Origin of the sequence: Paraburkholderia sp. RL18-101-BIB-B, from assembly GCF_046026985.1 — a bacterium.
GTDB lineage: Bacteria > Pseudomonadota > Gammaproteobacteria > Burkholderiales > Burkholderiaceae > Paraburkholderia.
The window spans coordinates 61,654-86,818 of the sequence record NZ_JARESV010000028.1; the positions used below are offsets into that span (position 1 = coordinate 61,654).

Here is a 25,165-nt window from a genome sequence, read left to right on the forward strand (position 1 = left end):
CAGCGTACGTGCGTCAGCGAACTTTGGCGGCGTCGTGCATCTGGGGCGGAAGCGCGCCTCGCGCCGCACGCGCGAGCGCGTTCGAGCGGCGCGGGACGTGTGCCCATGTGCGTGCTCAACCCGTGATCAGGCGGCCAATTCCAGCGCCGCGTCACGGCTCGCTTCAGGCGCCCGGTAGAACGGGTAGTCGGTGTAGCCGACAGCCGTGCCGCCGTAGAACGTGTCGCGATCGTAGTCATTCAGCGGCAGTTTGTGGCGAAGACGTTCGGGCAAGTCAGGGTTGGAGATGAAGTAACGACCGAACGCCACCAGGTCGGCGCTGCCTTCGGCAAGAATCGCTTGCGCCGAGTCGGCGTCGAATCCACCGGCCGCGATGATCGTGCCGCGATACGACTGGCGGAACCGGCGCGCGGCGATCGGATTCTGATCCCGGCTTTCGTCGGCGGCGTTGCCCGCTATGCGCGGTTCGATCAGATGGAGGTAGGCGAGATCGAGCTTGTCGAGTTCTTTCACGACATGCGTGAAGAGCGCGACGGGATCGCTATCCGACATGTCGCCGAACGAGCCGCTGGGCCCGATGCGCACGGCCACGCGATCGCTGCCCCAAACGGAGATCGCAGCCTGCGTGACTTCGAGCAGGAAACGCGCGCGGTTCTCGATCGAACCGCCGTACGCGTCGTTACGCTGGTTGCTGCCGTCATGCAGAAACTGGTCGATGATATAGCCGTTCGCACCGTGAATTTCGACGCCGTCGAATCCCGCTTCCAAACCGCGCTGTGCTGCCGAGCGAAAGTCTTCGACCAGCGCTACGACTTCGGCTTCGGTGAGCGCGCGATTCGGCGTGCTCGGCACCCAGCCGCTGGCAGTGTAGGCGAGTCCTTCCGATTCGATTTCAGACGGGCCGACAGGCAGCACGCGATCCGGTTGCATATCGCGATGCGACTGGCGGCCCGCATGGAACAACTGCAGGAAAATGCGGCCGCCTTTTGCATGCACGGCCTCAGTGATTGTCTTCCAGCCGGGAATCTGCGCATCCGAGTAGATTCCGGGTGCGCCGAGGCTACATACACGGGAATGGGGTCGGCCCACCAATCGGCAAAGGCCGGTTCCAGGGCGCCGCTTTCGAAATGCATCCGGCCCAGAAACGTCAGCGCATGCACGACGCCCAGGCCGGACAGGCCCATCGCGAGACAGGCCGTCGAATCGTTCGCGGTCAGCGTGCGCTCGGGCGTCAGGTCGACTTTCTCGCCGTTTCTGGTGACCGCGATCGGGAACGCCCGTCCGGTTCGCGCCGCGACCATCTGGATCACCACGTGCCCATGTTCCAGTTCCGAGGGATGCTTGGGGCGGCCATGCCGTTTCCAGTAGTCCGGGGTCGCGCAAAGCACCTGGCGCACTTCGCCGAGCCGTCGCGCGACCAGCGACTGGTCGGTGACCTTGCCGGTGCGCACGACGCAATCGATGTTTTCCGCCACGAGATCGAGTGGCCGGTCGCTGACGCCGAAGTCGAGCTTGATATCCGGGTAGCGCGCGACGAAATCGGGCAGCGCCGGGATGATGAGGCCGAGCCCGATCGGCACCGGAAAATCGACGCGCAGACGGCCGCGAGGATTGCTCTTCGAGCGCGCCATCACGCCTTCGAGTTCCTGGAGTTCGTTGAGGAGCCGCACGGCACGCTCGTAGTAAGCGGTGCCGTCGGCGGTGGGGCTGACCTTGCGGGTGGTGCGGTTGAGCAGCTTGGTGTCCAACTCCGCTTCGAGCGTTTAAATGAGCCTGGTGACGGTTGGCTTGGGGATGTTCAGGGTCTCGGAGGCTCTCGTGAACGTTCCCGTTTCCACCACGCGCACAAAAGCCTGCATCGCCTGAAATTTGTCCAAGGGCCACCCCTGTTGAATTGGCTCGCTCGAGCCGCACCGGCGGGCGGTGCGATCCGATCATGCATCGAGTTCGCCGATCCTTTTATGGCCCGCGGGCGCTTGCGTCCTGCCGCAAGCGGCTTACTGGAATTCGATATGGCCGAAGTCGAGCGCGACGAGCAAGGGTTCGGGCACCTTCTGCATCGCACTGTCATAGGCGTAGATGCGACGCCGCGTCGGCATCTGGATACCCTGGAACTCGCGATATTCGCTGACATAGTTCGCGCCGGTCGCGCCGCCGAGAATATCGACGGTGTAGTCATGACGGCGCATCAGTCCATCGGGGCCGAAATGCGTAATCTGCGTACGCGTGTGGCTCGCGATGTGTTCGGGAAACGTCACCTTCAGACGGCGCCAGGTTTCGCCGTTCTCATGCCACTGCTCGATCTCTTCGCTTTCGAAACCCGGATAGGTGTAGAGGAAAGGCGAAGTCAGGTAGGTCCAGAGCGCTTCGCTGGCGAAGTACGCCACGTGAAATTTGTCCCACGGCGTCTCGAGCGTCTGACCGGCAAAAGCGGCCTCCGGATGCTCGCGCGTTTCGGTGACCGCGCCGTCGAGCGTTTCCAGCGTCAGGCGCTCAGGCACAAACACGCTGCGCAGATTGGGCGCCGTGAACGGGGTAATGGTCAGCTTCTCAGTATGCGTCGTGAGGTCGATACGCTTGTCGACGAGCAGTCCAGGCTGTTGCTTGACATGCCAGATGGCGCCGTCGACGGACAGTTCGGCGGAGAGTCGCGTGAAGCTATCCCAGCGTTCTATCCCACCATGTGCGTCGACAGCGAATGCCAGGAGATCGTTCATGGGTTCCACCTCGTGAGTTGACGCGGGTAACGGCAGGGTGCTGGCTCGGATATTCTGGAAGCCAAAGTATCCTATCTGACATACGGAATTCACCGTACGTCAAATGTTCCCTCTTTCAGGTCAATCACGCGCGTGCGCGGCTATGCTGGCTATCCGACGCTATGAGGCGCGTTAGCCGCAAGCCGCGTCATCACGCTTCAAGCATGGTTCTGGAACAGCTCATTGAGTTGCGAGCCCGGCGCCGCGCCGGCAAAGCCGTCGAAGCGGCCCTGCGCAAGCGACTGTGCCGCCTGCATGAAGCCACCCCACGCGGCGCGAGCCAACGCCCCGCCGACACTGATGCGCCGCACGCCGAGCGCGGCCACGTCCTGCAGCGTGAACGCCGACGTCGAACCGATCAGCAGATTGACGGGTTTCGGCGCCACGGCGGCGACCACGGCCTCGATCTGCTCGCGCGTCTGGATGCCCGGCGCGTACAGGCAATCGGCGCCGGCCGCGGCATAGGCCTTGAGGCGCGCGATCGCGTCGTCGAGATCGGGCGAGCCGGCGAAGAAGTTCTCCGCCCGGCCGACCAGCAGCGTATCGCCGCCGTTTTCGTCGATGGCGCGGCGCGCGGCGCTGATCCGTTCGACGGCGACCTCGACAGGAAAGAGCGGCGCGGCGGCGTCGCCCGTGGAGTCTTCGATCGACAGGCCGGCCACGCCGGTTTCGACGGCGAGCCTGACGCTTTCCGCGACCTCGTTCGGCGTGCTGCCGAAGCCGTTCTCGAAGTCCGCGTTGACGGGCAGGTCGGTTGCTTCGACGATCTTACGCAGATGCGCGAGGATCGCCTCGCGCGGCAATGTGTTGTCGGCGTGTCCGGTGGACCAGGCAAAGCCGGAACTGGTCGTGGCGAGCGCCTGGAAGCCGAGCGTATGCAGATAGCGCGCGCTGCCGGCATCCCACGGATTGGGCAGGACGAAGCAACCGGACGTGTGCAGCGCTTTGAACGCGGCGCGCTTCTCGGCGACGGTGCGGGACATGGCGTATCTCCTGAAAGCGGGCGAGCCTGAACCGCCCGTACTGGTTATGCGACCTCGAGGTCCACGACCGGGAAGTCGGTTTCGGTGTCCGCGGTGAGCGGTTCGTCGACGTGGCGGAGCCGCTTGCGGCGGGTCTCATCATCCGTGAAATTTACTCTTTTGTGTGCGACATACGTATGTTCGGAGAGGTGTCGCTGCTCGCCAGCCTCGCGAGCGCGCCTTTCGACGCGCACTGACGAGGCAGCTCGTTGACGTCCCCGATCGATGTTTACGCAACCGGCGGCCTGGCTTGATGCGCCACAGCCGGGATGCGATGATCCGGTCATCGTCGCTTCCTCTTTCTGTCAGCCCGACGCGAATGCCCAGCTCCACACGCCGCAAAACGAGCATGACCGACATCGCGAAAGCCGCCGGTGTCAGCGAGGCGACCGTCGACCGAGTGCTGAACGGGCGAGGCGGCGTGTCGCGCGCGAAGGAAATGAGCGTGCTCGAATGGGCGCGCAAGCTGAAGATCGACCGCGCGCTCGACTCGGTGTCGGTACGCTGGCTGCGTATCGCGATCCTGTTGCAGCAACCGGTGTCGCCTTACTACGTGTCGTTGAAGCAGGGCTTCGAAGTGGCGCAAAAGACGTTCGAGGGGCAGCGCGTGATCTGCGCGGTCACTTACTTCGACAGCCTCGATCCGGCGCGCGTGGTCGACACCATTCACCGCGCCACGCAGAAGGCCGACGCGCTCGTGATCGTCGCGTATGAGCATCCGGACATTACCGCGGCGCTGCGGCAGGTCAGCCGCGCCATTCCGGTCGTGACGCTCGCCAGCGATCTGCCGGGCACGGGGCGGCTCGCCTACGTCGGCGTGGACAACCGCTGCGCGGGACGTGTCGCGGGCGAACTGGTCGGGCGCTTCATCGGCGAGGCGGGCGGTAAGGTGCTCGTGCTGACCGGCATGCATGATTTTCTCGGCCATGAAGAGCGCGAAAGCGGCTTCCGTTCCGTGCTGCGGCGGCGCTTTCCGAACTGCGAGATCGCGGAGACCGTGGAGAGCCGCGAGCAGTCGGTGATCACCGAACGGCTTACTCGCGACGCCTTCCGGCGCTATCCCGACTTGCGCGGCATCTACAACATTTCCGTCGGCAACGAAGGCGTCGGCGCGGCGCTCGTGGCGCTCGAGCGCACGCGCTCGACGGTGTTCGTCGGTCACGAACTCAACGAAAGTTCGCGCCGGCTGCTGATAGAAGGCACGCTCGACGCCGTGCTCGATCAGAATCCGGCCGGCGAAGCCATGCGTTCCATTGAAATCGTTCTGCGACACTATCATCGCGATCCGGGCGTTGCCATGCCGCATCAGATTCCCGTCACCGTGCTATTGCGCGAGAATCTGCCGCTCAGCGACTAGCCTCGCATCGTGCATGCGCGGCTCGCGTGCCGTACTGGCCGGCGCCGACGATGACCATCGCGGCATGGCTTGTCATGACTCGTCCTTGGCGGGAACGCCCAGCAGCACTTCGCCGTTCTCCACACGCACCGGATAAGTTTGCAGATGCACGCACACAGGCGGGCTTTTCGGCTCGCCGGTGGGAATGTCGAAACGCCCCTGATGCAGCGGACATTCGATCTCGCGATTCACGACGAAGCCGTCGGCGAGATGTGCGTGTTCGTGCGTGCACCAGCCGTCGGATGCGAAGAAGCCCTGATCGATCCGGTACACCGCGTAGCTCGCGCCGGCGTGGTCGAAGCGAATCACGTCTTCTTCATCGATATCGCCGGTGGCGCAGGCCACCACCCACTTGATGTTGCTGGTTTCGACGGTCACGAAAGTCTCCATTGTTCGATGGGATTCAGGGACGTTCAAGCGTTCGACTGTGCGCGGAATGCGGCGCGCCGGTCATGCGGGCGCGTCCTCGACCGGGATCTTCCGTTCGATCACGTGCGCAGGATCGGAGCGCTGTTTCCACAGCGCGGGCAGCATCTCGCGATACGCCGCAAAAAGACTCGGATAGGCCGCCGGCAACTGGTCCTTGATCGCTTCGTGCAGACGCGGCAACGCGTGGAACGGCACCATCGGCAGCAGATGATGTTCGAGGTGGTAATTCATGTTGAGGTAGAGAAAGCGGAACACCGGATTGATATGCACCGTGCGCGTGTTCAGGCGATGATCCTTCACGTTGACGGCGAGTCCCGCATGTTGCGTGAGGCCGAGCAACTGATGCAGCCAGCCGCCGTAGAAGCGCGGCGTCCAGACGAACATGAGCGGCAGAAAACTGCGCATGGCGATCGCGAGCGCGACCGTGCCCAGCACCACCGCGAGGTAGATGCGGCAGGACCAGATCATCTTGGGTTTCTCGGTGACAGGGAGAAACGCGTCGGTCGCGGCGTCGACACGGCCGAATGCATGCCGTACGACCTTGCCGATTTCCACCGTGCAGCCCATCAGGCCGAGAAAGTCGATGACGATCGGCCAGACTTTGGTTGGCCGTGCGACCTGGATCTCGGGGTCACGCGCCTGGAAGTAGGTGTGCGTGTGGTGCCGCGCGTGGCTCCAGCGCCACCAGTAGGCTTCGCGAATCGTCATGAACGACGACAGGTGATAGAAGAAGTCGTTGGCGCGGCGGCTCTTGAACGGCGTGCCGTGCGCGAGTTCGTGCCAGCGCGCGTCGCTCGACGAATAGATCGTGCCGTAGACGAAGAACGCCGGCACCGCCCACCAGCTTCCCCATGTCATTGCCGCGACGACACCCGACGCGATCAGCAAGGCCAGCCACAGTCCAAAGTTGCGCCAGCCTTCGGCGTCGCTGCGCTTCATCAATGCCTTGAGCGCGGCGCGCGCAATGACGGGCTGATACCACTGCTGGCCGATGCCGTCTTCGAAGGCTGTGTCGGTGACGCGAGGTGTGGCTGTGCTACCGACGCCGGGAGTCGTGGACATGGGGGGTATCTCCAGATGACGGTTCTCTATTTGCGGGCTTCCCGTCAATGCGAAGGGCCAGGCGCGCTTTTCGTTGGGTCAACGATAGAGGAAGGTACGCGCGGATTCACGCTGAAAAATGATGGTTTTCCATCAATGGCCGTGCGCGCCATGGCGGATAAGGCAGTGGTGTAGTTCGAAACGGCCGCGGTGCGATGGACGGCGAAGGCTTTGCCAAGCGGGCAAGCTCGCCGACGCGTTACCTGTCAGGCCGACGCAGTGGCGCCTGCGCGCAGGGACTTCTTCGCCGCTTTAACGAACGCGACGAAATTCGCCACCACGGGATCGTCGCGCGAGGTCTGCCACGCCAGTCCGACTCGCCAGCGGGCGGCGGCATCGCGCAACGGCAGCACCCTTGCGTCGCGTAACAGGTATTGCGCGCGCGAGGGCAGGAACGCCGCGCCGACGCCTGCCGCCACGCCGGCGAGTACCGATTGAATGTCGTCGGCTTGCTGGATCACCTTGGGCACGAAGCCATGTTCACCACACCAGTGGTCGATCTGCGCCGCGAGGCCAGGACCGCGTCCGCGTGACAGCGCGATAAACCCGGGCTCGTTCAATTCCTGCAGATTCGATGGAACGCGTTTCCAGCGCGCGTGCTGCGGTATCGCCAATGCCAGCGCCTCGTCGAGTATCGGCAACGTGGACAAGCCGGCGTCGGCCGGCAAGCGCAGGAAACCGACGTCGAGCTTGCCGGCGAGAAGCCGCCGGGTTTGCTCCGCGGAAGAAAGATCGTTCAGCGTGACGCTGACATTCGGATGGAGCTTGCGGAATTGGGCGATCAGTTGCGGCGCCTCGGTCAAGGTCGAGAGTCCGAGGCCGACGCGTAGATAACCGCGCGTACCGCTGCTCGCTTCGCGCGCACGCGCGAGGATATTGTCCGCGTCGCGCACCAGCGCTTCTGCGTCGGCAAGAAATGCTTCGCCGAAGACCGTCAGTTCCGCGCCGTGCCGGCCGCGCTCGAACAGCCGCGCGCCAAGGCTCGCTTCCAACGCTACGATCTGCTTGCTCAGAGCGGGCTGGCTGACATAAAGCGCTTCGGCGGCGTGCCCGAAGTGGCGGAGTTCGGCGACTGTCAGAAACGCCCGCAGTAGTTTGAGTTCCATTCCACTAAGTGATTGAACGCATAGAATTTTTCATTTTACTTATCGAAGGGGGAGCGGTCCAATGGAGTCGTTCTGTTCCTCCGGTCGTGAAGATGTTCTCCTCCACTGTTCCATCGCTTCGCGTTGCAGCTATGCCGCTCGTTTCACGTCCCGGCGACGCCCCGCATAACGTCGCGCGCATTGCGGATTGCCTGGCGCTTGCCGCTGAGAAAGACATCGGGCTGGTGGTATTTCCGGAGAGTTGTATTGGCGGCTGCGGAGACATGGCGAAGCTTCATCGCGCCGAACTCGATGCGCTTGCAGAACCGCTCGACGGACCGTCGATCCGCGCGGTTGCCGATGCGGTCGAACGTTCCGGCGTGGCCGCTGGTGTCGGGATCATCGAGCGTGCCAGCGATGGGCGGTTGTTCAACAGCTACGTGGTGTGCCTGCCGGACGGCGTGCGTCATTGCCATCGCAAACTGCATGCGTTCGGACATCGGCGGATCAGCAGCGGCGACCGGTTCACCGTCTTCGATACGGCGTGGGGCCTTCGCGTCGGCATCCTCATCGGCGGCGACAATTATCTGGTTGAGAACATGCGCATGACGGCGCTCATGGGCGCGACGTTGCTTATTGCGCCGCATCGGAGTGACGGGGGCGTGAACTGTACCGACGATCGCCGAACGCGGTCGGCTTCGATGGGGCAATCGTTGCGCCGCTTGCTGCCGGCGCGAGCCGGAGACAACGGCATGTTCGTCGTCTTCAGCGAAGGCGTGGAGGTCGACGGCCCAGAACAGTCAAGCGGGGCAGGGATGATCATCGATCCATGTGGCCGCGTGCTCGCCGAGAGCAGCGCGCGAGACGAACTCATTTCCGCCGATCTGGACAGAGGCCTGATCGACGCAAGTGCAGGGCAGCAATGGCTGACCACCCGCCGCCCGGAACTCTACGGCTTGCTGACCCGATCCGGCCATCAAGCGGCGGATTTCGAGCCGCGCAGCGTTTCTGCGCGAGGCGCGATCGCGCTCAGCTTCGCGCAGGTTAGCCGCAACCGGCCGATACGCTAGCGTTCGTTCGTCAGGCGACGTTAGCGGAAAATCTCGGCAATCAGGTTCGCCACGGTCCGGATCCGCTCGCTGTCGCGCAGAGCTGGATGCAGCACCATCCACACATCCTGATCGAGCGCCTTGATGTGCTTCTCCACGCAGACCAGATCGCTCGTCGTGTCACCGGCTAGCTGGGCGAGTATGCCGAGCCCCGAGCCGCCCAGCACGCCGTCGAACACGCCCATGCCGTAGCTGCTGCGAAGCGACGGCGCCGGGGCGCCGGGTAGCGCCTTCAGCCATTGCGTCGCCGGATGGTCCGGTTGACGGTCGTCATAGCCGACGAACGACAGCTTGTCCCACTCCTTCTTCACGATCGCCGCCTTGTGGCGCAGATAGTAATCGCGCGAGCCGAACAGCCCAAAGCGGATCCTGCCGATCCGCCGAACGTACAGGTCACCCTCTTCCGGGCACTCGGACCACAGTGCGATGTCCGCCTCGCGCCGCGCAAGGCTATAGGGGCGCCGCGACGTCAGCACTTCGATCGCGAGCCCCGGCAGCCTGTCCTGAAACGAGCCGAGCAGCTTCAGCAGAATGTACGACGGCCATTCGACGGCGTTGATCCGCACCGTGCCATGCGCGGGTGCGCCGCCGTTGACGTCCGCGGCGCGTTCGATCTGGTGCGCCAGGTCTTCCATCTGCTCCGCCCAGGCCAGCACCTTGGCGCCGAACGCCGTCACGGTACAACCCGACGGCACGCGGTCGATGAGCGGTTCGCCCAGCCGTCTTTCAAGTTCGGTAAGGCGGCGCGACAGGGTCGGCGCGCTCAGATCGCACGCCGCGGCGGCCGATCGCATGGTTCCCTCGCGGGCGATCGCCACCAGAATCCGAAGGTCGTCCCAGTCCACGTGTTCCATTTTTGAAACGATAGGTTTTGAAATTTGGCATAGCATAACGCAGTTCGCGAGGATAGGATTGGAGCTGGCCATACTTGCCCGGCATCACGCGACCAGACCTGAGGGATTGAGCAAGTGGTGGCAAGTGCGGCGTTCCTACCCATCACACGACTCAACGGCTCTCAGTAGACCGAACGAGCGATACGGAGACATCAATGATTCGCCATTTCCTACCGGCGCGGCGTCGCGCCATTGCAGCCAGCGCAGCCTTCCTCGCCGTGTCGATTTTGCCGATGCCGGCGGCGTTTGCTCAGGCCGCCCATAAACCGAAAGTCGCGCTTGTCATGAAGTCGCTGGCGAACGAGTTCTTCCTGACCATGGAAACGGGCGCCAAGGATTATCAGAAGCAGAATCCGGCGAAATTCGACCTGGTCACCAACGGCATCAAGGACGAGACGGACACGGCGAACCAGATCCGTATCGTCGAGCAGATGATCGTCTCGAAGGTCGACGCGCTGGTGATCGCGCCGGCTGACTCCAAGGCGCTGGTGCCGGTCCTGAAGAAGGCGGTCGATGCCGGCATCATCGTGGTCAATATCGACAACAAGCTGGACAACGACGTCCTCAAGTCGAAAGACCTGAACATCCCGTTCGTCGGGCCGGATAACGCCAAGGGCGCGCAGAAGGTCGGCGACTACCTGGCTAAGCACCTGAAGTCGGGCGACAACGTCGGCATTATCGAAGGTGTGACGACCACGACCAACGCGCAGCAACGCACTGCCGGCTTCAAGCAGGCCATGGCGTCGGGCGGCATGAAGGTCGTCGCGCTGCAATCGGGCGAGTGGGAAATCGACAAGGGCAACGCCGTGGCGAGCCAGATCCTCAACGCGAACCCGGACGTGAAGGCCTTGCTGTGCGGCAACGACAACATGGCGATCGGCGCCGTGTCGGCCGTGCGCGCGGCCGGTAAGGCCGGCAAGGTGCAGGTGGTCGGCTATGACGACATCAACGCGATCAAGCCGATGCTCAAGGACGGCCGCGTGCTCGCCACCGCCAATCAATACGCCGCCAAGCAGGCGGTGTTCGGCATCGACACGGCTCTGAAGGCAATCTCCGAACACAAGAAACAGTCTGAATTGTCCGGCGTCGTCGAAACGCCGGTCGATCTGGTCACCAAGTAAGTTGGGTGCAACGCGTGGCCCGCTCGGTCCAGGGGCCACGCCGACTGTTTTCTGTCCAGCCTGATCATTCTGATGTCCACTCCCATTTCATCTCTTGCTGAAGCCGCGCCCGTGCTGCGCGTGCACGGTATCGGCAAGACCTATGCCGAGCCCGTGCTCGCCGATGTCTCGCTGGAATTGCGCGCGGGCGAAGTGCTGGCGTTGACCGGCGAAAACGGCGCGGGCAAGAGCACCTTGTCCAAGATCATCGGCGGCTTGGTCACGCCGACTACCGGCTCGATGACCCTCGGCGGCGCGGCCTACGCGCCGGCCAGCCGCAAGGACGCCGAGGCGCTCGGCGTGCGCATGGTCATGCAGGAGCTGAATCTGCTGCCCACGCTCTCCGTGGCAGAGAACCTGTTTCTGAACCGTTTGCCGCAGCGCGGCATGTTCGGCTGGATCGACCGCGCCAAGCTGCGCGAGGACGCGCGGCACGCCATGGCGCAAGTCGGCCTCGACGCGATCGATCCCGACACGCTGGTCGGCACACTGGGTATCGGGCATCAACAGATGGTCGAGATCGCGCGCAATCTGATCGGCGACTGCCGCGTGCTGATTCTTGACGAACCCACTGCGATGCTGACCGCGCGCGAAGTCGACCTGCTGTTCGAGCAAGTCGAGCGGTTGAAAGCGCGTGGCGTGGCGCTGGTGTACATCTCGCACCGGCTGGAAGAATTGAAGCGTATCGCGAGGCGCGCGGCCGTGTTGCGCGACGGCCGGCTCGTGCATGTCGACGAGATGGCCAATCTCAGCACCGACCGTCTCGTGACTCTGATGGTGGGCCGCGATATCGGCGACAGGATCGATCTCGGCGAGCGGCGCATCGGCGAGGTGGCCTTCAAGGTCAGCGGCATGACGCGCGAGCCGGTGGTGCACGACGTGTCCTTCGAGGTCAAGGCCGGCGAGATTTTTGGCATCAGCGGGCTGATCGGCGCCGGCCGCACGGAGCTGATGCGGCTGATTTACGGCGCGGACCGCCCGGACGTCGGCACGGTGTCGGTTGGGCGTGAAGGCGGCGCACCCGTGCCCGTGACGATCACGTCGCCGGCGGACGCAGTCGAGCACGGCATCGCGCTGATCACCGAAGATCGCAAGGGCGAGGGACTGCTGCTGACCCAGCCGATTGCCGCCAACATCTCGCTGGGCCACTTGCGTTCGGTATCGAGCAAGGGCGTGGTGGATGGCCGTCGCGAGGCGGCGCTGGCGCATCGGCAGATCGATGCCATGCGCATCCGCAGCGCCGGGCCGTCGCAGCCGGTGTCGGAATTGTCGGGCGGCAACCAGCAGAAGGTAGTGATCGGCCGGTGGCTCGCGCGCGATTGCACGGTGCTGCTGTTCGACGAACCGACGCGCGGGATCGACGTCGGCGCGAAGTTCGACATCTATGCATTGATGGGCGCACTGGCTCGCGAAGGCCGGGCGCTGGTGGTGGTATCGAGCGATCTGCGCGAATTGATGGCGATTTGCGACCGGATCGCGGTGATGTCGGCGGGCCGCATGACGGGCCTGTTCGAGCGCGGCGAGTGGACTCAGGACGCGCTGCTGGCAGCGGCATTCGCGGGCTACGCGAAACGCGATGACATGCTGCACGAGCCGATCGAACCCGACGCGAAGGCGCCCGACGAAAGAAAATTAGTGGAGTATTGAGCATGACCGTAGAAACCAGCTTGCCTACGCTGAAGAACGAACCACCCAAAAACGCGAAGCCGCTCGGCACACGACTCGGATTCTCGAACTATCTTGGATTGCTCGGCGCACTCCTCGGGATGATCGTGCTGTTCTCGCTGCTGAGCTCGCACTTCCTGACCTACGACACGTTCAGCACGATCGCGAACCAGATCCCCGACCTCGTCGTGATGTCGATCGGCATGACCTTTGTGCTGATCATCGCCGGCATCGATCTGTCGGTCGGCTCGGTGCTGGCGCTCGGCGCCGCGCTCACGAGCGTCGCGGCCTTGCAGTGGCATTGGCCGGCGCTGCCCGCGGCCTTGCTCGGCATGGCGGGCGCGACCCTGACCGGTTGCGTGACCGGCGCGATTACCGTGGCGTGGCGCATTCCGTCGTTCATCGTGTCGCTCGGCGTGCTGGAAGCGGCGCGTGGTCTCGCGTATCAGCTGACCAACTCGCGCACGGCTTATATCGGCGACGCCTTCGATTTCCTCTCCAATCCGGTCGCGTTCGGCATCTCGCCGGCGTTCATCATCGCCATTGTGGTGATGGTCGCCGCGCAGTTCGTGTTGACGCGCACGGTTTTCGGCCGCTATCTGATCGGCATCGGCACGAATGAGGAAGCGGTGCGGCTCGCGGGCGTCAATCCGCGGCCCTACAAAATCGCCGTGTTCGCGATGATGGGCCTGCTGGCCGGCCTGGCTTCCCTGTTTCAGATCTCGCGGCTCGAGGCTGCGGACCCGAATGCAGGGCAGGGCATCGAATTGCAGGTGATCGCGGCGGTGGTGATCGGCGGAACGAGTTTGATGGGCGGGCGCGGTTCGGTGACGAGCACCTTCTTCGGCGTGTTGATCATTTCGGTGCTGGCCGCTGGGCTCGCGCAGATCGGCGCGACCGAGCCGACCAAGCGCATCATTACGGGAGCCGTGATTGTCGTGGCTGTCGTGCTGGATACTTATCGAAGCCGGCGTCGCGCCGCATAATTGGACCATTCGGTGAATGGTTGGAGCTTTGCATGGGACCCGAGTAAGCGCTAACGCGCTAACTCCGGTCGACACAGGAGCGAAAGAAGGTGTCAAAAGAAACGAAGCAGGGCCGGGTGCTGGTTGTGGGCAGCATCAATACAGATCTTGTCGCTCGCGCGCCGCATTTGCCGCGCCCCGGCGAGACGATTGGCGGACATGAGTTCTCGCAGGTTGCCGGCGGCAAGGGCGGGAACCAGGCTGTCGCGGCCGCGCGCATCGGCGCGCGGGTGGCCATGGTCGGATGTGTCGGGAAAGACGCGAACGGCGCTCAACGGGTCAAGGATCTGGAAGCGGAAGGGATCGACTGCAGCGGAGTTGAAGTGCATCCGAGCCAGCCGACCGGCGTTGCCATGGTGACGGTGTCCGACGACGGGCAGAACACGATCGTCGTGGTCGCCGGCAGCAACGGCGAGCTCACGCCTGAGAGCGTAGCTCGCCATGAAGCGGCGATCAAGGCTTGCGACGTCGTGGTGTGCCAACTGGAAACGCCGTGGGATTCCGTTCACGCGACGCTCGCGCTCGCTCGTCGGTTGGGCAAGATCACTGTGTTGAACCCGGCGCCGGCCACGGGGCCGTTGCCGGCGGAATGGCTGCCGCTGGTCGACTACCTCGTGCCGAACGAGGTCGAGGCCGCCATCCTAGCCGGCTTGCCGGTCGAATCGCAAAGCGGCGCGCGGCGCGCCGCCACGGAGTTGCAACAGGGCGGCGCGCGCAATGTGATCGTCACGCTCGGTGCGCAGGGCGCTTATCTATTGGTGGAAGGCGGCGAGGGCATGCATTTCCCCGCACCGCAAGTGCAAGCGGTCGACACGACTGCGGCCGGCGACACTTTTATCGGTGTCTTTGCCGCGCAACTCGCCTCACGGCAGCCACTGGAAGGCGCGATCAGCCTCGCGCAACGCGCGGCGGCGATTTCCGTGACGCGTGCGGGCGCGCAGCCGTCGATACCGACTCGCGCGGAAGTCGAAAGCGCAGCCTGACACGGATGCTGGTTGTGACATGAGGCGGTCCGCATTGCCACTTTCGGTGGCTCGACGTTGATTTATCGGCACCATCTCACGATGGTGTTCCCTTGTTAATCACGCTCTCGAATGGACGAAACATGAAATCACAATGCATAGGCATACTGATGATGTCGTTGGGACTGGCTGCGTGCGGTGGCGGCATATCGACCACTGATCCCCTCGCCAATGCGCCGAAGGTCATCATCGATTCAGACTTCAACACGATGGGCGACGACGGCCAGCTTTTTGCCATGACCACGCAGTTGATGGGGCAGGGCAAGGTCAATCTGCTCGGCCTCACCGTGGTTACCGGCAACGACTGGCTGCTTCAGGAAGAATCGGATGCGCTCAAGGCAGTGGAGCGCATGGGTCTGCAGAACGTCGTGGGTGTGTACGGCGGCGCCGACTATCCATTGCAATACGATGTGGCGAGTATTCGCGCGCAGCAGGGCGCCAATCCGCAAGGCTATTTTGGCGCGTGGAGCCGGCCCGAACCGACGTCGCAGGCTCAGCTCGTTGCGCCGCCGGATGGGTTCGCCGTGTCGACGAAACTGCAGTCGCAGAGCGCTGCGGATTTCATGATCCAGACCATCAAACGTTATCCGAACCAGGTCACCATTCTCGAGGTCGGGCCGCCCACCAACCTTGCCACGGCGATCATGAAGGCGCCGGAGATCGTGCCGCTGATCAAGCGGATCGTCTATATGGGCGGCGCGATGGCCGTGCCGGGCAATGCGAACGCCGTGGGCGAACTCAACTGGTGGTTTGATCCGCTTGCTGTGCGCACCGTGTTGCAGACGTCGATTCCGCAGGCCGTGATTCCGCTCGACGTGACGAATACGGTGCCGCTGACTCAAAGCGTGTATGACCAGATCGTCAATAACCCGAGCAAGCAGACTGCGGTGACGAGGGCGTATGGGATTACCAATGCGGGGGCGTTCGCGAGTAATACTGATTTGTTTGATACTTTGACGATTGCGTATTTCCTTGATCCTACTTACGCTACGCAGACGAAAAGTGCGTATCTGGATATCGACACTGCGAGCGGTGAAGATCAGGGGCATGTGAAGGTGTATCCGGATCAGCCGGCGGCGGGTGCTTCGCCGCAGAAGATCACGTACGTTACTCTGTTTGATAACAATCGGTTTTTTGGTCTTTATGTTGATTTGCTGACAAGGCCGGTGCCGATTACGTTGCCGTGACGTGGGACGGTGAGTGTTGGGTGGCTGCCTTGGAGAAGTAACGATATTGAGGCGGCATGTCCTCGGTTGGGCTCGACTGAACGAGTTCCACCGAGGTGTTTCTCGGCGCTCGGCTAGTCTCTCGACTTCCGGTGCTGCGGCAAAGCTGTGTTCAATGTGGCGGCTGCAGGTCCATCGGTATGGCGCGCGTTCGACATGATGGCGATTCCGAAGGACGCACCGCACCCTGAGGCGGCACTCGAGTGGATCAACTACATCGAAGACCCGAAGGTGAACGCGGCAATCACCAATGAAGTGTATTACCCGACGGCCAATGTGCCCGCGCGCAAGTTCGTCACGCCTGCCATTGCGCAGGACCTGTCGGTCTATCCGCCGGACGACGTGTTCAAGAAGATGACGTTGATGAAGCCGAAGCCGATTGAAATTCTACGGCTTGAAAACCGGCTGTGGTCACAACTTAAAAATATTCATTGAGTGTGAGGGGCCGGTGGATGCTCGTTCAATTACCCGAGACCAACTTGAGTCCGACAACGCCTGCGAGAATAAGAACAATGCAGAGCACCCTCATCGGCGCAGCGGAGTCGCCCAGCACGACCATGCCCAGTATCGCGGTGCCCGCCGCTCCGATGCCGGTCCAGACCGCGTAGCCTGTCCCCACTGGCAGCGTACGGAGCGAGATTGAAAGAAGAAAGACACTCGACAGGCCGGTGGCGACCGTGAACAGTGCGGGTGTCAATCGCGTGAAACCTTCAGACCACTTCATGCTAAAGGCGAATGCGATCTCAAGAATACCGGCGATACTAAGTAATGCCCATGACATGGGTGACAGATCCGTTCGTTGAATCGCCAGGTGTGGCTGCCGCCGAAGCGGGAGCCACATCCGGCTCGATCCACTGATGTAAATGTGGGCCGGAAAGCTTTAACCCCGGCCACTCCTTGAAGAAGCGAACGCCACCGAATAGACACTGCCATGCGTGAGGCGTCCGCTAATGGGGAACTCAAGCTTTGGAAGCAGCAGCCGGGGGCGTACGGAACGTGATCCCGAATCGATTGAAGGCGTTCATCAATCCGATCGCGTAGGTCAGATCCGCGAGTTCCTTGTCGCTGAATTCTGCGGCCGCGGCTTCATACTCGGCGTCGGGAACGTGGGTTTCGGCCACACGCGTCACCGTTTCCGCCCAGGCGAGCGCGACCCGTTCGCGGGTACTGAAGACTTCACCCGAATCGCGCCACACGGGCACGAGTACGAGCTTGTCGACCGTCACGCCGAGCTTGAGCAGATCGCGGGTGTGCATATCGATGCAAAATGCGCAGCCATTGATTTGCGAAACACGTAGATACACGAGATCGACGAGTTCTTGTGAAAGGCCGGACTTCTGAAGCGTGACGTACACGCCTCCGAAGGCCTTGTAACCTTCCGGCGAGGCTTTGGCGTAGTCGATACGATGGCTCATGACGAATCCCTTTGTTTGATGATTGAGAGACTCTATCGTGATGCATCTTGGCCTATGGTAGAAGAACCATAAACCGTCTTATCAACTAGACCATGATTGTGCCTGTCTTGACGGTTGCCGCCACCGTTAAATCAGCGTCAAAATACGTCTACCGAGATTTTCGGCGCTGCGCTGTGTGTCGATATTCGTGAAGCTGAGAAGTAAGGCCGAAGCTCCGTCAGTGCCGATGGTCCAATCCGTCAACGCTTCCGCGTACAGGCGGTCTTCCCGCATGCGTGCAACGAGCCGGCGATCCGAGCGTCGACCTTGCAATCGCAAGATCAAGTGCATTCCCCCTGGTTGCGAATCGATCCGCATGTGTTTCCCCAGCACGCTTTCCAGGCCCGCAGCCGTTGCCTCCCGACGCTCGGCATAGAGTTTCCGCATCCTCTGGATGTGGCGTGCGAAGTGCCCTTCCTTGATAAAGGCAGTGACGATAGCCTGCGTAAGTTCCGGACTACCGCCCGCAAAAGCCTGAATGATCTGCTCGAACCGCTCGACCTGCGTTTCCGGCACGACAAGATAGGCGAGCCGGATACTCGGAAGAAGTACCTTGCTGAACGTGCCCGCATAGAGAACTCGTCCATCGCGGTCCAGGCTTTTTAAAGCGGGTAGAGGACGGCTGACATACCGGTACTCGCCGTCGTAGTCATCCTCGATGATCCATGCGTTATTCCGAGTGGCCCAGTCCAACAATGCCTGACGGCGGGGCAACGATAAAGACACGGATAGCGGACTCTGATGTGCAGGCGTGACCACCGCCGCGCGCGCCCGTGGCGCCAGCTTGAGTCCGTCGGCGACGACCATGCCGTCCCGGTCTACAGGCACCGGGACCGCTGTGATATTCATATTTCCCAACAGTTCGCGAGTAGGCGGATAGCCAGGATTTTCAAGCCAAACGCGGTCTCCTGCCTTCAGCAGCGCATGAGCAATCAACTCGATCGTATGACGATATCCCGACGTCACGAATATCTGTGAAGGAGAGCAGTTGATGCCGCGCGAAACCTGAAGATAGGCCGCGATCTCGGTACGCAGTTCCGGCAGGCCGTATACAGACGGGTGAACCATGTCCGATGGTTGCATGGCACGTACGCATCGCGCGCCCAGGCGTGCCCAGATTTTTCGCGGAAACGCGTCCAGAGCGGGCAAGCCCATCTGGAACGGCCAGATCGAATCCGGACGAAAACTGGGCGCGGCCATGCTGCTATCGGGCCGTGGCATCGCACTGGCAACGGGCGTTCGCGGTTTGAGGTCGGGCGTCACGATGGTTCCAGCCTGACCACGCGGCTGGATATATCCCTCTGCCGCTAGTAGAGAATAAGCAGCCTCAATAGTGCCTCTTGCCAAACCCAGTTCCTTGGTCAGCGCACGTGCCGAAGGTATTCGATCGCCCGGCTTCAACACCCCGCTGGCGATCGCGGCGCGAAACCGATCGTAGATCTGTCTATAAAACGGGGCGGCCGCTGTCGGATCCAACGGCGAGATGCTGCTGCTCTTGGCGACGGGCATATGGACTGGTCAGCTTTACGGAAGCAGGGGAAAGGGATTACGCCATGATGAACCGGAGTGACCGCTCGAAGCAATCTAAAACGACGGTGAGCGAGCCTGCGGAATTATGGCTCAGTTGATATGTCGATTCATGGACCTTTTTGATCGGCCATGCGGTTTGTAGAATGGTCGCCTGTATCGTGCTTCAGAGTTGCACCGCCTGGTGGGAGGCCTAGGGGCGTCCAGAGTTCGAAGCGACGGAGCTGGGGAGTTCAGACGTTGTGGTCATTGGAACGCCCATGCACAACCTGAGCGTTCCTTCTGCGTTGACAGCGTGGATAGATCACGTGGTCCGAGCCCGTCGAACTTTCAACATGACCAAGGACGGAAAAATAGGCACACTACGCGACCGTCCGGTTTTTGTCGCTGTGTCCTCGGGCAGAAAGTTTTCTGGGGAGCATGCGCGACAACTGGATTTTCCGACTCCCTATCTAAAGCTCATTCTGGGCACCATCGGGCTGCATGATCTGACTTTTTTCTCCGTCGAAGGAACAGGCGCGGGACCGAAAGTCGTCGCCGAGGCGACGCGCAAGACCGATCAAGCGCTGCAAGCGCACTTTGCTTCGCTTTGCCTTGGATCTGAATGCAATCTTTTGCTGTCACCATAAGGGAGTTCACACGCGATATGTCGACACGTTCAATCAAAAGCATCGCCGTGTTTTGTGGATCAAACTACGGCGCTAGCGAAGAATTCGCTGACGGTGCGCGAGCACTCGGTCGGGCTTTGGGAAAAGCGGGAATAACCGTCGTCTATGGCGGAACGACAAAAGGTCTGATGGGCGTTGTCGCCGATGCTGCTCTGGCTGCAGGCGGCAACGTACATGGTGTTATTACCCAAAGCCTGCATCAGCGCGGGCACTCGCATTCGGGTCTGACTCACCACGAAATCGTGCAGACCTTGCGTAGCCGGAAAGAACGAATGGTCGAGCTTGCTGATGCATTCGTCGCCCTGCCAGGAGGCATCGGCACCATTGAAGAACTGATGGAGGTGTGGACGATGAATCAACTCTCGGAGATCGACGAACCGGTGGGTCTATTGAACACTGCCGGGTTCTTCGCAGCATTTCTGGGATTTATCGACCATATGGTCGACACGAAATTCCTGCCGGCGGCGCATCGGCATTCGATTTCCGTGGATGCAGACGCAAGCGCCTTGATAGAAAAACTTCACAACTACGCACGTGTCGACGTGCCCAAGTGGCTGTAACGTCCATTAGGGCCGACCAGGAGCACTGTGCGGTCGGCCATCGCCTGGCCGGCACACATCTTCAATCTTCAGCCAGCGCCCACGCGAACCGCCCATGGTTCGTGCGCATACGCGTTTCACGTACGAACTCCAACGTCCATGTTCAATTCGTCGATGAATAGATAAGGCGACTCAGTCGACCGCGGCGGGTTGTTGGAATAGAAGGGCGAACTCAGCGTCCGAAGACGTAGCGATGAAGCTTGCCAACCTATCCCGTAGCGCCGCCGGCGGAAGCCAAGGATAAAGCAAGGACGCTTGCAGCGCGTTCAACTTTCCCGCCTGCGGGTCGGAGACGGCATCCATGCGTTCGATATGAATGTGTAGCTGGACGATCCGATCCGCGTGGCCGGTTTCGTTTCCGAAGCGCCACCGATACACACCTTTCCCGATCCGCAGCGACTCGTTTTCCCTCTGCCGCATGACGACGAGCCACGGCATAGAGCAGACTCGACCTTCGTCCACCTGCGGTTCTGCGCATACATAGTAGGTCCGGCATCGGTCGAAGCGTTCGCCGAAGTCGGCCACCAGCGTCTTGGCGATCGCGGGGGCACCGATCACGCGACGGGGAAAATCGATATCGTCGGTTGCAATCGAAAAGGTCAGTTCAGCGTCGGACGAGAAGCATTCGGAGATCAACTCCGGCTGATTCAGATCCTTGGCACGAAGGTAGCAGTCAAGCAGTGACCGAACAGACGAAGACGAGAGGGAAGTATTCATAGATCAGCCTCAGATCGAAGTGAGAGGAGCCGGGAGGACCGCTCCGGGCAGGGCGTGCTCACCTTTGAAGTATAATTACCTTCCAAAGGTAAAAGCGCACGCGGCACTCGGAGTGGAGAGGTTATGGCTAAGAGTCAAGAGGAGGTTGTTCTGACGGTAACAAACCCAGCCTGTCTGGTCGACGGCTCGGATGCGGAGTTTCGGCATCTGGTGAATGGGTTGCTGCCTTTCGCGGCGCGCTTGCTGTCGGTTCGGGATGGGTTCGGCACGCTGATCGGCCTCACGGGAATTCAGTATTCGTTGCTTATCGCGATCGCCCAGCTTTCGCACGACGATGTCGTCACGGTCAACCAGTTGGCGGACCACCTGCATTTGAGCGGAGCGTTCATTACCATCGAAACCGGCAAGCTCAAAAAACTGGGCTTGATCGACAAACGCTCCCATCCCGAAGACAAACGCAAGATGCGGCTGACCGTCACCACAGCGGGTTCCAGGCTGCTGAAAGAGCTTGCCACGAAGCAGCAGCACATCAACGACGTGCTGTTCGAAGGCGTGACCAAAACCGAGTTCAAGGTGCTTTGTTCGGTGGTGGATCGGCTGGTCGCCAACGGCGATCGCGCCACGCTCGATCTTTCGCACCTGATCGCGCGGCAGGAAAAGCGGTAGCGATTCGCCCACCGCTGTCCCGCGTAAAGGAGCGAATCGGCACTGAGACCCTTCGCGCCACCCGCTCAATGCGCGGCCCATTGAATCGTGCTCAGATCGATCCCGTCGAGGTGCATGTCCCAAAGCGGACTCAGCGCGCGCAACTTCGCCACGGTGGTCTGCACCTGCAGGATCACCTGATCGACTTCTTCCCCCGTGGTGAACCGTCCCAGCGTGAAGCGGATCGAGCTATGTGCCAATTCATCGCTGCGGCCGAGCGCTCGCAAGACATATGACGGCTCGAGCGAAGCCGACGTGCAGGCCGATCCCGATGAGACCGCGACCCCCTTGATGCCCATGATCAAGGACTCGCCTTCCACGAAATTGAAGCTGACATTCAGGTTGTGCGGAATGCGGTGCATCATGTCGCCGTTGACGTAGACCTCTTTCATCTCCTTCAAGCCTGCCAGCAGCCGATTACGCAAGGCCTCGACGCGGCGGCTCTCGGACACCATCTCTTCCTTTGCGATTCGAAACGCTTCACCCATCCCGACGATCTGATGGGTGGGCAGCGTTCCCGAGCGCATTCCCCGCTCATGGCCGCCGCCGTGCATCTGCGCTTCGATCCGGATGCGCGGCTTGCGGCGCACATACAGGGCACCCACGCCTTTCGGGCCATACACCTTATGAGCCGTCACGGTGAGAAGGTCCACATTCAGCGCATTCACATCAATGGCAATCTTGCCCGCAGCCTGCACGGCATCGCAATGAAACACGATGCCTTTGGCGCGGCACATGGCGCCGATCTCGGCAATGGGCTGCACGACGCCCGTTTCGTTGTTGACCATCATGATCGAGACGAGAACCGTGTCAGGCCGCATCGCATTCTCTAGCGCGCCCAGATCCAGCAGACCGTCCTGCCGGACGTCCAGGTAGGTCACTTCGAAACCCTGTCGTTCCAACTCACGACACGTGTCCAGTACCGCTTTGTGTTCGGTCTTAACCGTCACGATGTGGCGGCCCTTTCCCTTATAGAAATTGGCGGCGCCCTTGATCGCGAGATTGTTGCCTTCGGTCGCACCGGAGATCCAGACGATTTCACGCGCGTCCGCTCCCAGAAGCTCGGCAACCTGTGTGCGAGCCGTTTCCACGGCGTCGTCCGCTTCCCAGCCGTAACTGTGGCTGCGGGAGGCGGGGTTGCCGAAGCTCTCGTTCAGAAACGGAAGCATGGCTGCAACGACTCTCGGATCAACCGGCGTTGTTGCGCTGTAGTCCATATAAATCGGACGAGATGACTGCTTGGTTTGCATTGTTTCAATTCCAGAAGGCCCGGTCGATTCGTATCGGGTGAATGCCGGCAGTTGCAGCGAACGGAGTGTAGCGCGGAGTCGAGCGACTCCTGGCCAACATCCATCCAGCGAGTAGGGTCGTCGTTTCCATGCCAACTTCACATCGGGGTTTACGATAGCTTGATTAGCTTTATTAAACAGCATGTAATAAAAGCTAAGAAACAAAGCTAATAAACAACGCTTTGTGTGATGAATTCTAGCATCGCCCGATCGGCGGTGCGCCGGAAGGAGGCCGAGATGAGTGAAAGCACTGTGACGTCCAAGGACAACGCGGACCCGCAACGTCAGTTCCGCACGGCGTTGTCGATGTTCGCGACAGGGGTGGCCGTGATCACGGCGCCTAGAAACAATGCGCCGCCTATCGGTATCACCGTGGCGTCGTTCAACTCTGTTTCGCTCGATCCGCCTTTGATTCTGTTTTCTGTCGACCGGCGAAACCTGAGCTTGCCCGACCTGAGCGCGGTCGGCACCTATGCGGTGAACGTGCTCGAGGAAGCCCAGCAGGATTTGTCGAACCGCTTCGCCAAGGCGAACAGCGACAAATGGGGAGGCATGGCCGGCGTTTCGGAAAAACGCGCTGATGCGGTTCTTCTGCCTAACTCGCTAGCTACTTTCGAATGCGAACCCTATGCGCAGTACGACGGGGGAGATCACGTCATCTTCGTCGGTCGCGTCAAGAAATATCAAACCCGGTCGGAAGGTCGACCGCTCGTCTTCTTCGGCGGCCGGTACCACACGCTCAACGGTGCTCACCAGCCTTCCGCTTGAGCGCATAGCGGCCCCAATTTTTGGAGAACATCATGATCAAGAACGGCACTCAACATATCGCCTCCCTGCGCGATGGACGGCAGGTCTATATCAACGGTCAAGCCGTCGGCGATGTGACGGCGCATCCCGCGTTCCGCAATTCCATTCGTAGCTACGCCAATCTGTACGACTTCCAGGCTCGCCCGGAGAACGTCGAAAAGATGACCTTCGCGTCGCCTGACACCGGGCGTCGCATCAGCAAGATCTGGCAACTGCCGACCTCATATGACGAACTGGTCGAGCGGCGGGCCGCGCTCGAAGCATGGACGGAACTCCATTACGGCTTCATGGGCCGTTCGCCGGATCACGTCGCTTCGTGCATCTCGGGCATGTACATGGGCATCGAGGTGTTCGAGCAGTACGACCCGGCGCGCGCCGGCGCCTTGCGCGATTACTACAAGTACGCACGCGACAATGACCTCTTTCTCACCTATGTGATCGTCAATCCACAAGCCAATCAGGCGAAAGCGGCGCACGAGCAGGAAGACAAATATCTGGCCGTCGGTATCGTCGATCAGGACGCGGAAGGCATCACCGTGCGCGGCGCGAAGATGCTCGCCACCAGCGCCATCATGGCGAACGAGGTCTTCTGCAGTTGCATCCAGCCGCTGCGCCCGGGCGACGAGATGTATGCGTTGTCATTCGCCATACCCATGAATGCCAAGGGTATGAAGGTGATGTCGCGCAAATCGTACGAAGAGAACTCGCCTTCGGTTTTCGACAATCCTTTGTCGAGCCGGTACGACGAAAACGACGCGGTGCTGTACTTCGACGATGTCAAAGTGCCGTGGGAGCGCATCTTCGTGGCCGGCGACGTGGCGATGTGCGCGAAGCAATTCCACGCGACGCCCGCCCACAGCTATCAGAACTACCAGTGCCAGGTACGCCTGATGGTCAAGCTGCGCTTCCTCGTCGGTCTCGCGCTGAAGATCACGGAAATCAACGGGACCAACAGCTTCCCGCAGGTCCGCGAAACGTTGGGGCAACTCGCCTCTGAAGCGTCGATGGTGGAAGCGTGGGTCTACGGCATGGAGGCGAAAGGCCACGTGGAAAACGGCTACTTCGTACCGGACCGCAACATGCTTTACGGCTCGCAGGTCGTCACCCAGCAACTGTATTCGAAGGTGCTCAACACGCTGCGCGAACTCGCGGGCGGCGGAATGATCATGCTGCCGTCGAGCATTCGCGACTTCGAGAATCCGGACCTCCTGCGCATCATAGAAAAGACCCAGAAGTCACCTGTCTGCAGCCCGGAGGAACGCGTCAAGTTCTTCAAGCTCGCGTGGGACGCCGTCGGCTCCGAGTTCGCGTCGCGCCACAACCAATACGAACTGTTTTATGCGGGCGCGTCGTTCGTCACGAAGGGCCACGCATTCCGCACGTACGACTGGCCGCGCGCAACGGGCCTCGTCGACGAGATGTTGTCGAGCTACTCGCTCGGCGCCGAACTCGCGACCTTGCAGGCCGCCTGATTTCGCATTGCACCGATTCCAACTCACACAGGAGAGCA

The 25,165-nt window shown here is 61.4% G+C and carries 25 protein-coding genes and 2 pseudogenes; 13 read left to right on the forward strand and 14 right to left on the reverse strand.

The features are described from left to right. Window positions 1-126: 126 nt before the first annotated feature. The 5 genes and pseudogenes from P0D73_RS30340 to P0D73_RS30360 all read right to left on the reverse strand — a co-directional run bounded on the left by P0D73_RS30340 (window position 127) and on the right by P0D73_RS30360 (window position 3,739). Complete coding sequence (locus tag P0D73_RS30340) at window positions 127-1,089, reverse strand: alkene reductase (RefSeq protein WP_408434237.1); 963 nt, start codon at window positions 1,087-1,089, stop codon at window positions 127-129. A 17-nt stretch (window positions 1,090-1,106) separates the two neighbouring features. Further along, a pseudogene (locus P0D73_RS30345) lies at window positions 1,107-1,631 on the reverse strand (LysR substrate-binding domain-containing protein); the annotation flags it as partial. A gap of 132 nt (window positions 1,632-1,763) precedes the next feature. Further along, entirely contained in the window at window positions 1,764-1,859 is a 96-nt protein-coding gene (locus P0D73_RS30350; RefSeq protein ID WP_408180308.1) for a LysR family transcriptional regulator, read from the reverse strand. 138 nt (window positions 1,860-1,997) lie between these two features. Beyond that, window positions 1,998-2,717: a hypothetical protein gene (locus tag P0D73_RS30355; RefSeq protein ID WP_408434240.1), complete on the reverse strand. Its 720-nt coding sequence runs from the start codon at window positions 2,715-2,717 to the stop codon at window positions 1,998-2,000. A gap of 197 nt (window positions 2,718-2,914) precedes the next feature. Then, the gene (locus P0D73_RS30360) at window positions 2,915-3,739 is read right to left on the reverse strand and encodes an isocitrate lyase/PEP mutase family protein (protein ID WP_408434243.1); all 825 of its coding nucleotides are present in this window, start codon (window positions 3,737-3,739) and stop codon (window positions 2,915-2,917) included. Between the two features lie 388 nt (window positions 3,740-4,127). Here P0D73_RS30360 and P0D73_RS30365 point away from each other — a divergent pair, with 388 nt between their 5' ends. After that, entirely contained in the window at window positions 4,128-5,135 is a 1,008-nt protein-coding gene (locus P0D73_RS30365) for a LacI family DNA-binding transcriptional regulator (RefSeq protein WP_408434246.1), read from the forward strand. Window positions 5,136-5,207: 72 nt separating this feature from the next. Here the strand turns inward: P0D73_RS30365 and P0D73_RS30370 are convergent, their stop codons facing one another. From P0D73_RS30370 to P0D73_RS30380, 3 genes are all read right to left on the reverse strand, one after another. Next, on the reverse strand, window positions 5,208-5,552 hold the full coding sequence (locus tag P0D73_RS30370) for a non-heme iron oxygenase ferredoxin subunit (RefSeq protein ID WP_408434249.1): 345 nt from the start codon (window positions 5,550-5,552) through the stop codon (window positions 5,208-5,210). A gap of 72 nt (window positions 5,553-5,624) precedes the next feature. Next, window positions 5,625-6,665 carry a fatty acid desaturase gene (locus P0D73_RS30375; RefSeq protein WP_408434252.1) on the reverse strand — a complete coding sequence of 347 codons (1,041 nt, stop codon included), beginning with the start codon at window positions 6,663-6,665 and terminating at the stop codon, window positions 5,625-5,627. Between the two features lie 245 nt (window positions 6,666-6,910). Continuing rightward, a complete protein-coding gene (locus tag P0D73_RS30380; RefSeq protein ID WP_408180266.1) occupies window positions 6,911-7,810 on the reverse strand; it encodes a LysR family transcriptional regulator in 900 nt (299 codons plus the stop codon). 92 nt (window positions 7,811-7,902) lie between these two features. On the opposite strand from P0D73_RS30380, the gene P0D73_RS30385 reads away from it, so the two are divergent. Beyond that, entirely contained in the window at window positions 7,903-8,859 is a 957-nt protein-coding gene (locus P0D73_RS30385) for a nitrilase-related carbon-nitrogen hydrolase (protein WP_408434281.1), read from the forward strand. Window positions 8,860-8,879: 20 nt separating this feature from the next. Here P0D73_RS30385 and P0D73_RS30390 read toward each other — a convergent pair whose 3' ends face one another. Further along, window positions 8,880-9,824: a LysR family transcriptional regulator gene (locus P0D73_RS30390; RefSeq protein ID WP_408180268.1), complete on the reverse strand. Its 945-nt coding sequence runs from the start codon at window positions 9,822-9,824 to the stop codon at window positions 8,880-8,882. Between the two features lie 122 nt (window positions 9,825-9,946). On the opposite strand from P0D73_RS30390, the gene P0D73_RS30395 reads away from it, so the two are divergent. From P0D73_RS30395 to P0D73_RS30420, 6 genes and pseudogenes are all read left to right on the forward strand, one after another. After that, complete coding sequence (locus P0D73_RS30395; RefSeq protein WP_132378634.1) at window positions 9,947-10,912, forward strand: sugar ABC transporter substrate-binding protein; 966 nt, start codon at window positions 9,947-9,949, stop codon at window positions 10,910-10,912. Between the two features lie 72 nt (window positions 10,913-10,984). Continuing rightward, complete coding sequence (locus P0D73_RS30400) at window positions 10,985-12,598, forward strand: sugar ABC transporter ATP-binding protein (RefSeq protein ID WP_408434255.1); 1,614 nt, start codon at window positions 10,985-10,987, stop codon at window positions 12,596-12,598. Window positions 12,599-12,600: 2 nt separating this feature from the next. Continuing rightward, window positions 12,601-13,602 carry an ABC transporter permease gene (locus P0D73_RS30405; protein ID WP_408283709.1) on the forward strand — a complete coding sequence of 334 codons (1,002 nt, stop codon included), beginning with the start codon at window positions 12,601-12,603 and terminating at the stop codon, window positions 13,600-13,602. Window positions 13,603-13,691: 89 nt separating this feature from the next. Further along, a complete protein-coding gene (gene rbsK / locus P0D73_RS30410) occupies window positions 13,692-14,624 on the forward strand; it encodes a ribokinase (protein ID WP_408283706.1) in 933 nt (310 codons plus the stop codon). A 122-nt stretch (window positions 14,625-14,746) separates the two neighbouring features. Then, window positions 14,747-15,850 (forward strand): nucleoside hydrolase, encoded by a 1,104-nt coding sequence (locus tag P0D73_RS30415; RefSeq protein WP_408434258.1) that lies wholly within the window; start codon window positions 14,747-14,749, stop codon window positions 15,848-15,850. 189 nt (window positions 15,851-16,039) lie between these two features. Then, window positions 16,040-16,324: pseudogene (locus P0D73_RS30420) on the forward strand (polyamine ABC transporter substrate-binding protein); the annotation flags it as partial. Window positions 16,325-16,349: 25 nt separating this feature from the next. Here the strand turns inward: P0D73_RS30420 and P0D73_RS30425 are convergent. The 3 genes from P0D73_RS30425 to pdxR form a co-directional block, all read right to left on the reverse strand. Continuing rightward, on the reverse strand, window positions 16,350-16,670 hold the full coding sequence (locus P0D73_RS30425; protein ID WP_408314185.1) for a DMT family transporter: 321 nt from the start codon (window positions 16,668-16,670) through the stop codon (window positions 16,350-16,352). Between the two features lie 178 nt (window positions 16,671-16,848). Continuing rightward, window positions 16,849-17,304: a carboxymuconolactone decarboxylase family protein gene (locus tag P0D73_RS30430; RefSeq protein ID WP_132378624.1), complete on the reverse strand. Its 456-nt coding sequence runs from the start codon at window positions 17,302-17,304 to the stop codon at window positions 16,849-16,851. 126 nt (window positions 17,305-17,430) lie between these two features. Beyond that, a complete protein-coding gene (gene pdxR / locus P0D73_RS30435) occupies window positions 17,431-18,852 on the reverse strand; it encodes a MocR-like pyridoxine biosynthesis transcription factor PdxR (protein ID WP_408180280.1) in 1,422 nt (473 codons plus the stop codon). Between the two features lie 278 nt (window positions 18,853-19,130). Between pdxR and P0D73_RS30440 the strand changes: the two genes are divergently transcribed. Next, complete coding sequence (locus P0D73_RS30440) at window positions 19,131-19,499, forward strand: NAD(P)H-dependent oxidoreductase (RefSeq protein ID WP_408283697.1); 369 nt, start codon at window positions 19,131-19,133, stop codon at window positions 19,497-19,499. Continuing rightward, a complete protein-coding gene (locus P0D73_RS30445) occupies window positions 19,475-20,098 on the forward strand; it encodes an LOG family protein (protein WP_408283696.1) in 624 nt (207 codons plus the stop codon). Before P0D73_RS30440 ends, P0D73_RS30445 begins: the two co-directional genes overlap by 25 nt. A 171-nt stretch (window positions 20,099-20,269) precedes the next feature. Here the strand turns inward: P0D73_RS30445 and P0D73_RS30450 are convergent, their stop codons facing one another. Next, on the reverse strand, window positions 20,270-20,854 hold the full coding sequence (locus P0D73_RS30450) for a hypothetical protein (RefSeq protein ID WP_408283693.1): 585 nt from the start codon (window positions 20,852-20,854) through the stop codon (window positions 20,270-20,272). A 123-nt stretch (window positions 20,855-20,977) separates the two neighbouring features. Here P0D73_RS30450 and P0D73_RS30455 point away from each other — a divergent pair, with 123 nt between their 5' ends. Beyond that, complete coding sequence (locus tag P0D73_RS30455) at window positions 20,978-21,520, forward strand: MarR family winged helix-turn-helix transcriptional regulator (RefSeq protein WP_408283691.1); 543 nt, start codon at window positions 20,978-20,980, stop codon at window positions 21,518-21,520. A gap of 65 nt (window positions 21,521-21,585) precedes the next feature. Here the strand turns inward: P0D73_RS30455 and P0D73_RS30460 are convergent, their stop codons facing one another. Next, window positions 21,586-22,809 (reverse strand): IscS subfamily cysteine desulfurase, encoded by a 1,224-nt coding sequence (locus P0D73_RS30460; protein WP_408283989.1) that lies wholly within the window; start codon window positions 22,807-22,809, stop codon window positions 21,586-21,588. A gap of 276 nt (window positions 22,810-23,085) precedes the next feature. On the opposite strand from P0D73_RS30460, the gene P0D73_RS30465 reads away from it, so the two are divergent. Continuing rightward, window positions 23,086-23,616 carry a flavin reductase family protein gene (locus tag P0D73_RS30465; RefSeq protein ID WP_408180309.1) on the forward strand — a complete coding sequence of 177 codons (531 nt, stop codon included), beginning with the start codon at window positions 23,086-23,088 and terminating at the stop codon, window positions 23,614-23,616. 32 nt (window positions 23,617-23,648) lie between these two features. Next, on the forward strand, window positions 23,649-25,127 hold the full coding sequence (locus P0D73_RS30470) for a 4-hydroxyphenylacetate 3-hydroxylase family protein (RefSeq protein ID WP_408180285.1): 1,479 nt from the start codon (window positions 23,649-23,651) through the stop codon (window positions 25,125-25,127). The last annotated feature ends 38 nt before the right edge of the window (window positions 25,128-25,165 follow it).

Excerpts from the sequence above, each read along its gene's own strand:
- pdxR (WP_408180280.1), bottom strand. The coding sequence starts at position 18,852 with ATGCCCGTCGCCAAGAGCAGCAGCATCTCGCCGTTGGATCCGACAGCG.
- P0D73_RS30455 (WP_408283691.1), top strand. The coding sequence starts at position 20,978 with ATGGCTAAGAGTCAAGAGGAGGTTGTTCTGACGGTAACAAACCCAGCC.
- P0D73_RS30350 (WP_408180308.1), bottom strand. The coding sequence starts at position 1,859 with ATGCAGGCTTTTGTGCGCGTGGTGGAAACGGGAACGTTCACGAGAGCC.
- P0D73_RS30460 (WP_408283989.1), bottom strand. The coding sequence starts at position 22,809 with ATGCAAACCAAGCAGTCATCTCGTCCGATTTATATGGACTACAGCGCA.
- P0D73_RS30355 (WP_408434240.1), bottom strand. The coding sequence starts at position 2,717 with ATGAACGATCTCCTGGCATTCGCTGTCGACGCACATGGTGGGATAGAA.
- P0D73_RS30400 (WP_408434255.1), top strand. The coding sequence starts at position 10,985 with ATGTCCACTCCCATTTCATCTCTTGCTGAAGCCGCGCCCGTGCTGCGC.
- P0D73_RS30415 (WP_408434258.1), top strand. The coding sequence starts at position 14,747 with ATGAAATCACAATGCATAGGCATACTGATGATGTCGTTGGGACTGGCT.
- P0D73_RS30405 (WP_408283709.1), top strand. The coding sequence starts at position 12,601 with ATGACCGTAGAAACCAGCTTGCCTACGCTGAAGAACGAACCACCCAAA.
- P0D73_RS30425 (WP_408314185.1), bottom strand. The coding sequence starts at position 16,670 with ATGTCATGGGCATTACTTAGTATCGCCGGTATTCTTGAGATCGCATTC.
- P0D73_RS30380 (WP_408180266.1), bottom strand. The coding sequence starts at position 7,810 with ATGGAACTCAAACTACTGCGGGCGTTTCTGACAGTCGCCGAACTCCGC.
- P0D73_RS30445 (WP_408283696.1), top strand. The coding sequence starts at position 19,475 with ATGCAATCTTTTGCTGTCACCATAAGGGAGTTCACACGCGATATGTCG.
- P0D73_RS30440 (WP_408283697.1), top strand. The coding sequence starts at position 19,131 with ATGCACAACCTGAGCGTTCCTTCTGCGTTGACAGCGTGGATAGATCAC.
- P0D73_RS30375 (WP_408434252.1), bottom strand. The coding sequence starts at position 6,665 with ATGTCCACGACTCCCGGCGTCGGTAGCACAGCCACACCTCGCGTCACC.
- P0D73_RS30385 (WP_408434281.1), top strand. The coding sequence starts at position 7,903 with ATGTTCTCCTCCACTGTTCCATCGCTTCGCGTTGCAGCTATGCCGCTC.
- P0D73_RS30470 (WP_408180285.1), top strand. The coding sequence starts at position 23,649 with ATGATCAAGAACGGCACTCAACATATCGCCTCCCTGCGCGATGGACGG.
- P0D73_RS30390 (WP_408180268.1), bottom strand. The coding sequence starts at position 9,824 with ATGGCCAGCTCCAATCCTATCCTCGCGAACTGCGTTATGCTATGCCAA.
- P0D73_RS30430 (WP_132378624.1), bottom strand. The coding sequence starts at position 17,304 with ATGAGCCATCGTATCGACTACGCCAAAGCCTCGCCGGAAGGTTACAAG.
- P0D73_RS30365 (WP_408434246.1), top strand. The coding sequence starts at position 4,128 with ATGACCGACATCGCGAAAGCCGCCGGTGTCAGCGAGGCGACCGTCGAC.
- P0D73_RS30465 (WP_408180309.1), top strand. The coding sequence starts at position 23,086 with ATGAGTGAAAGCACTGTGACGTCCAAGGACAACGCGGACCCGCAACGT.
- P0D73_RS30360 (WP_408434243.1), bottom strand. The coding sequence starts at position 3,739 with ATGTCCCGCACCGTCGCCGAGAAGCGCGCCGCGTTCAAAGCGCTGCAC.
- P0D73_RS30450 (WP_408283693.1), bottom strand. The coding sequence starts at position 20,854 with ATGAATACTTCCCTCTCGTCTTCGTCTGTTCGGTCACTGCTTGACTGC.
- P0D73_RS30395 (WP_132378634.1), top strand. The coding sequence starts at position 9,947 with ATGATTCGCCATTTCCTACCGGCGCGGCGTCGCGCCATTGCAGCCAGC.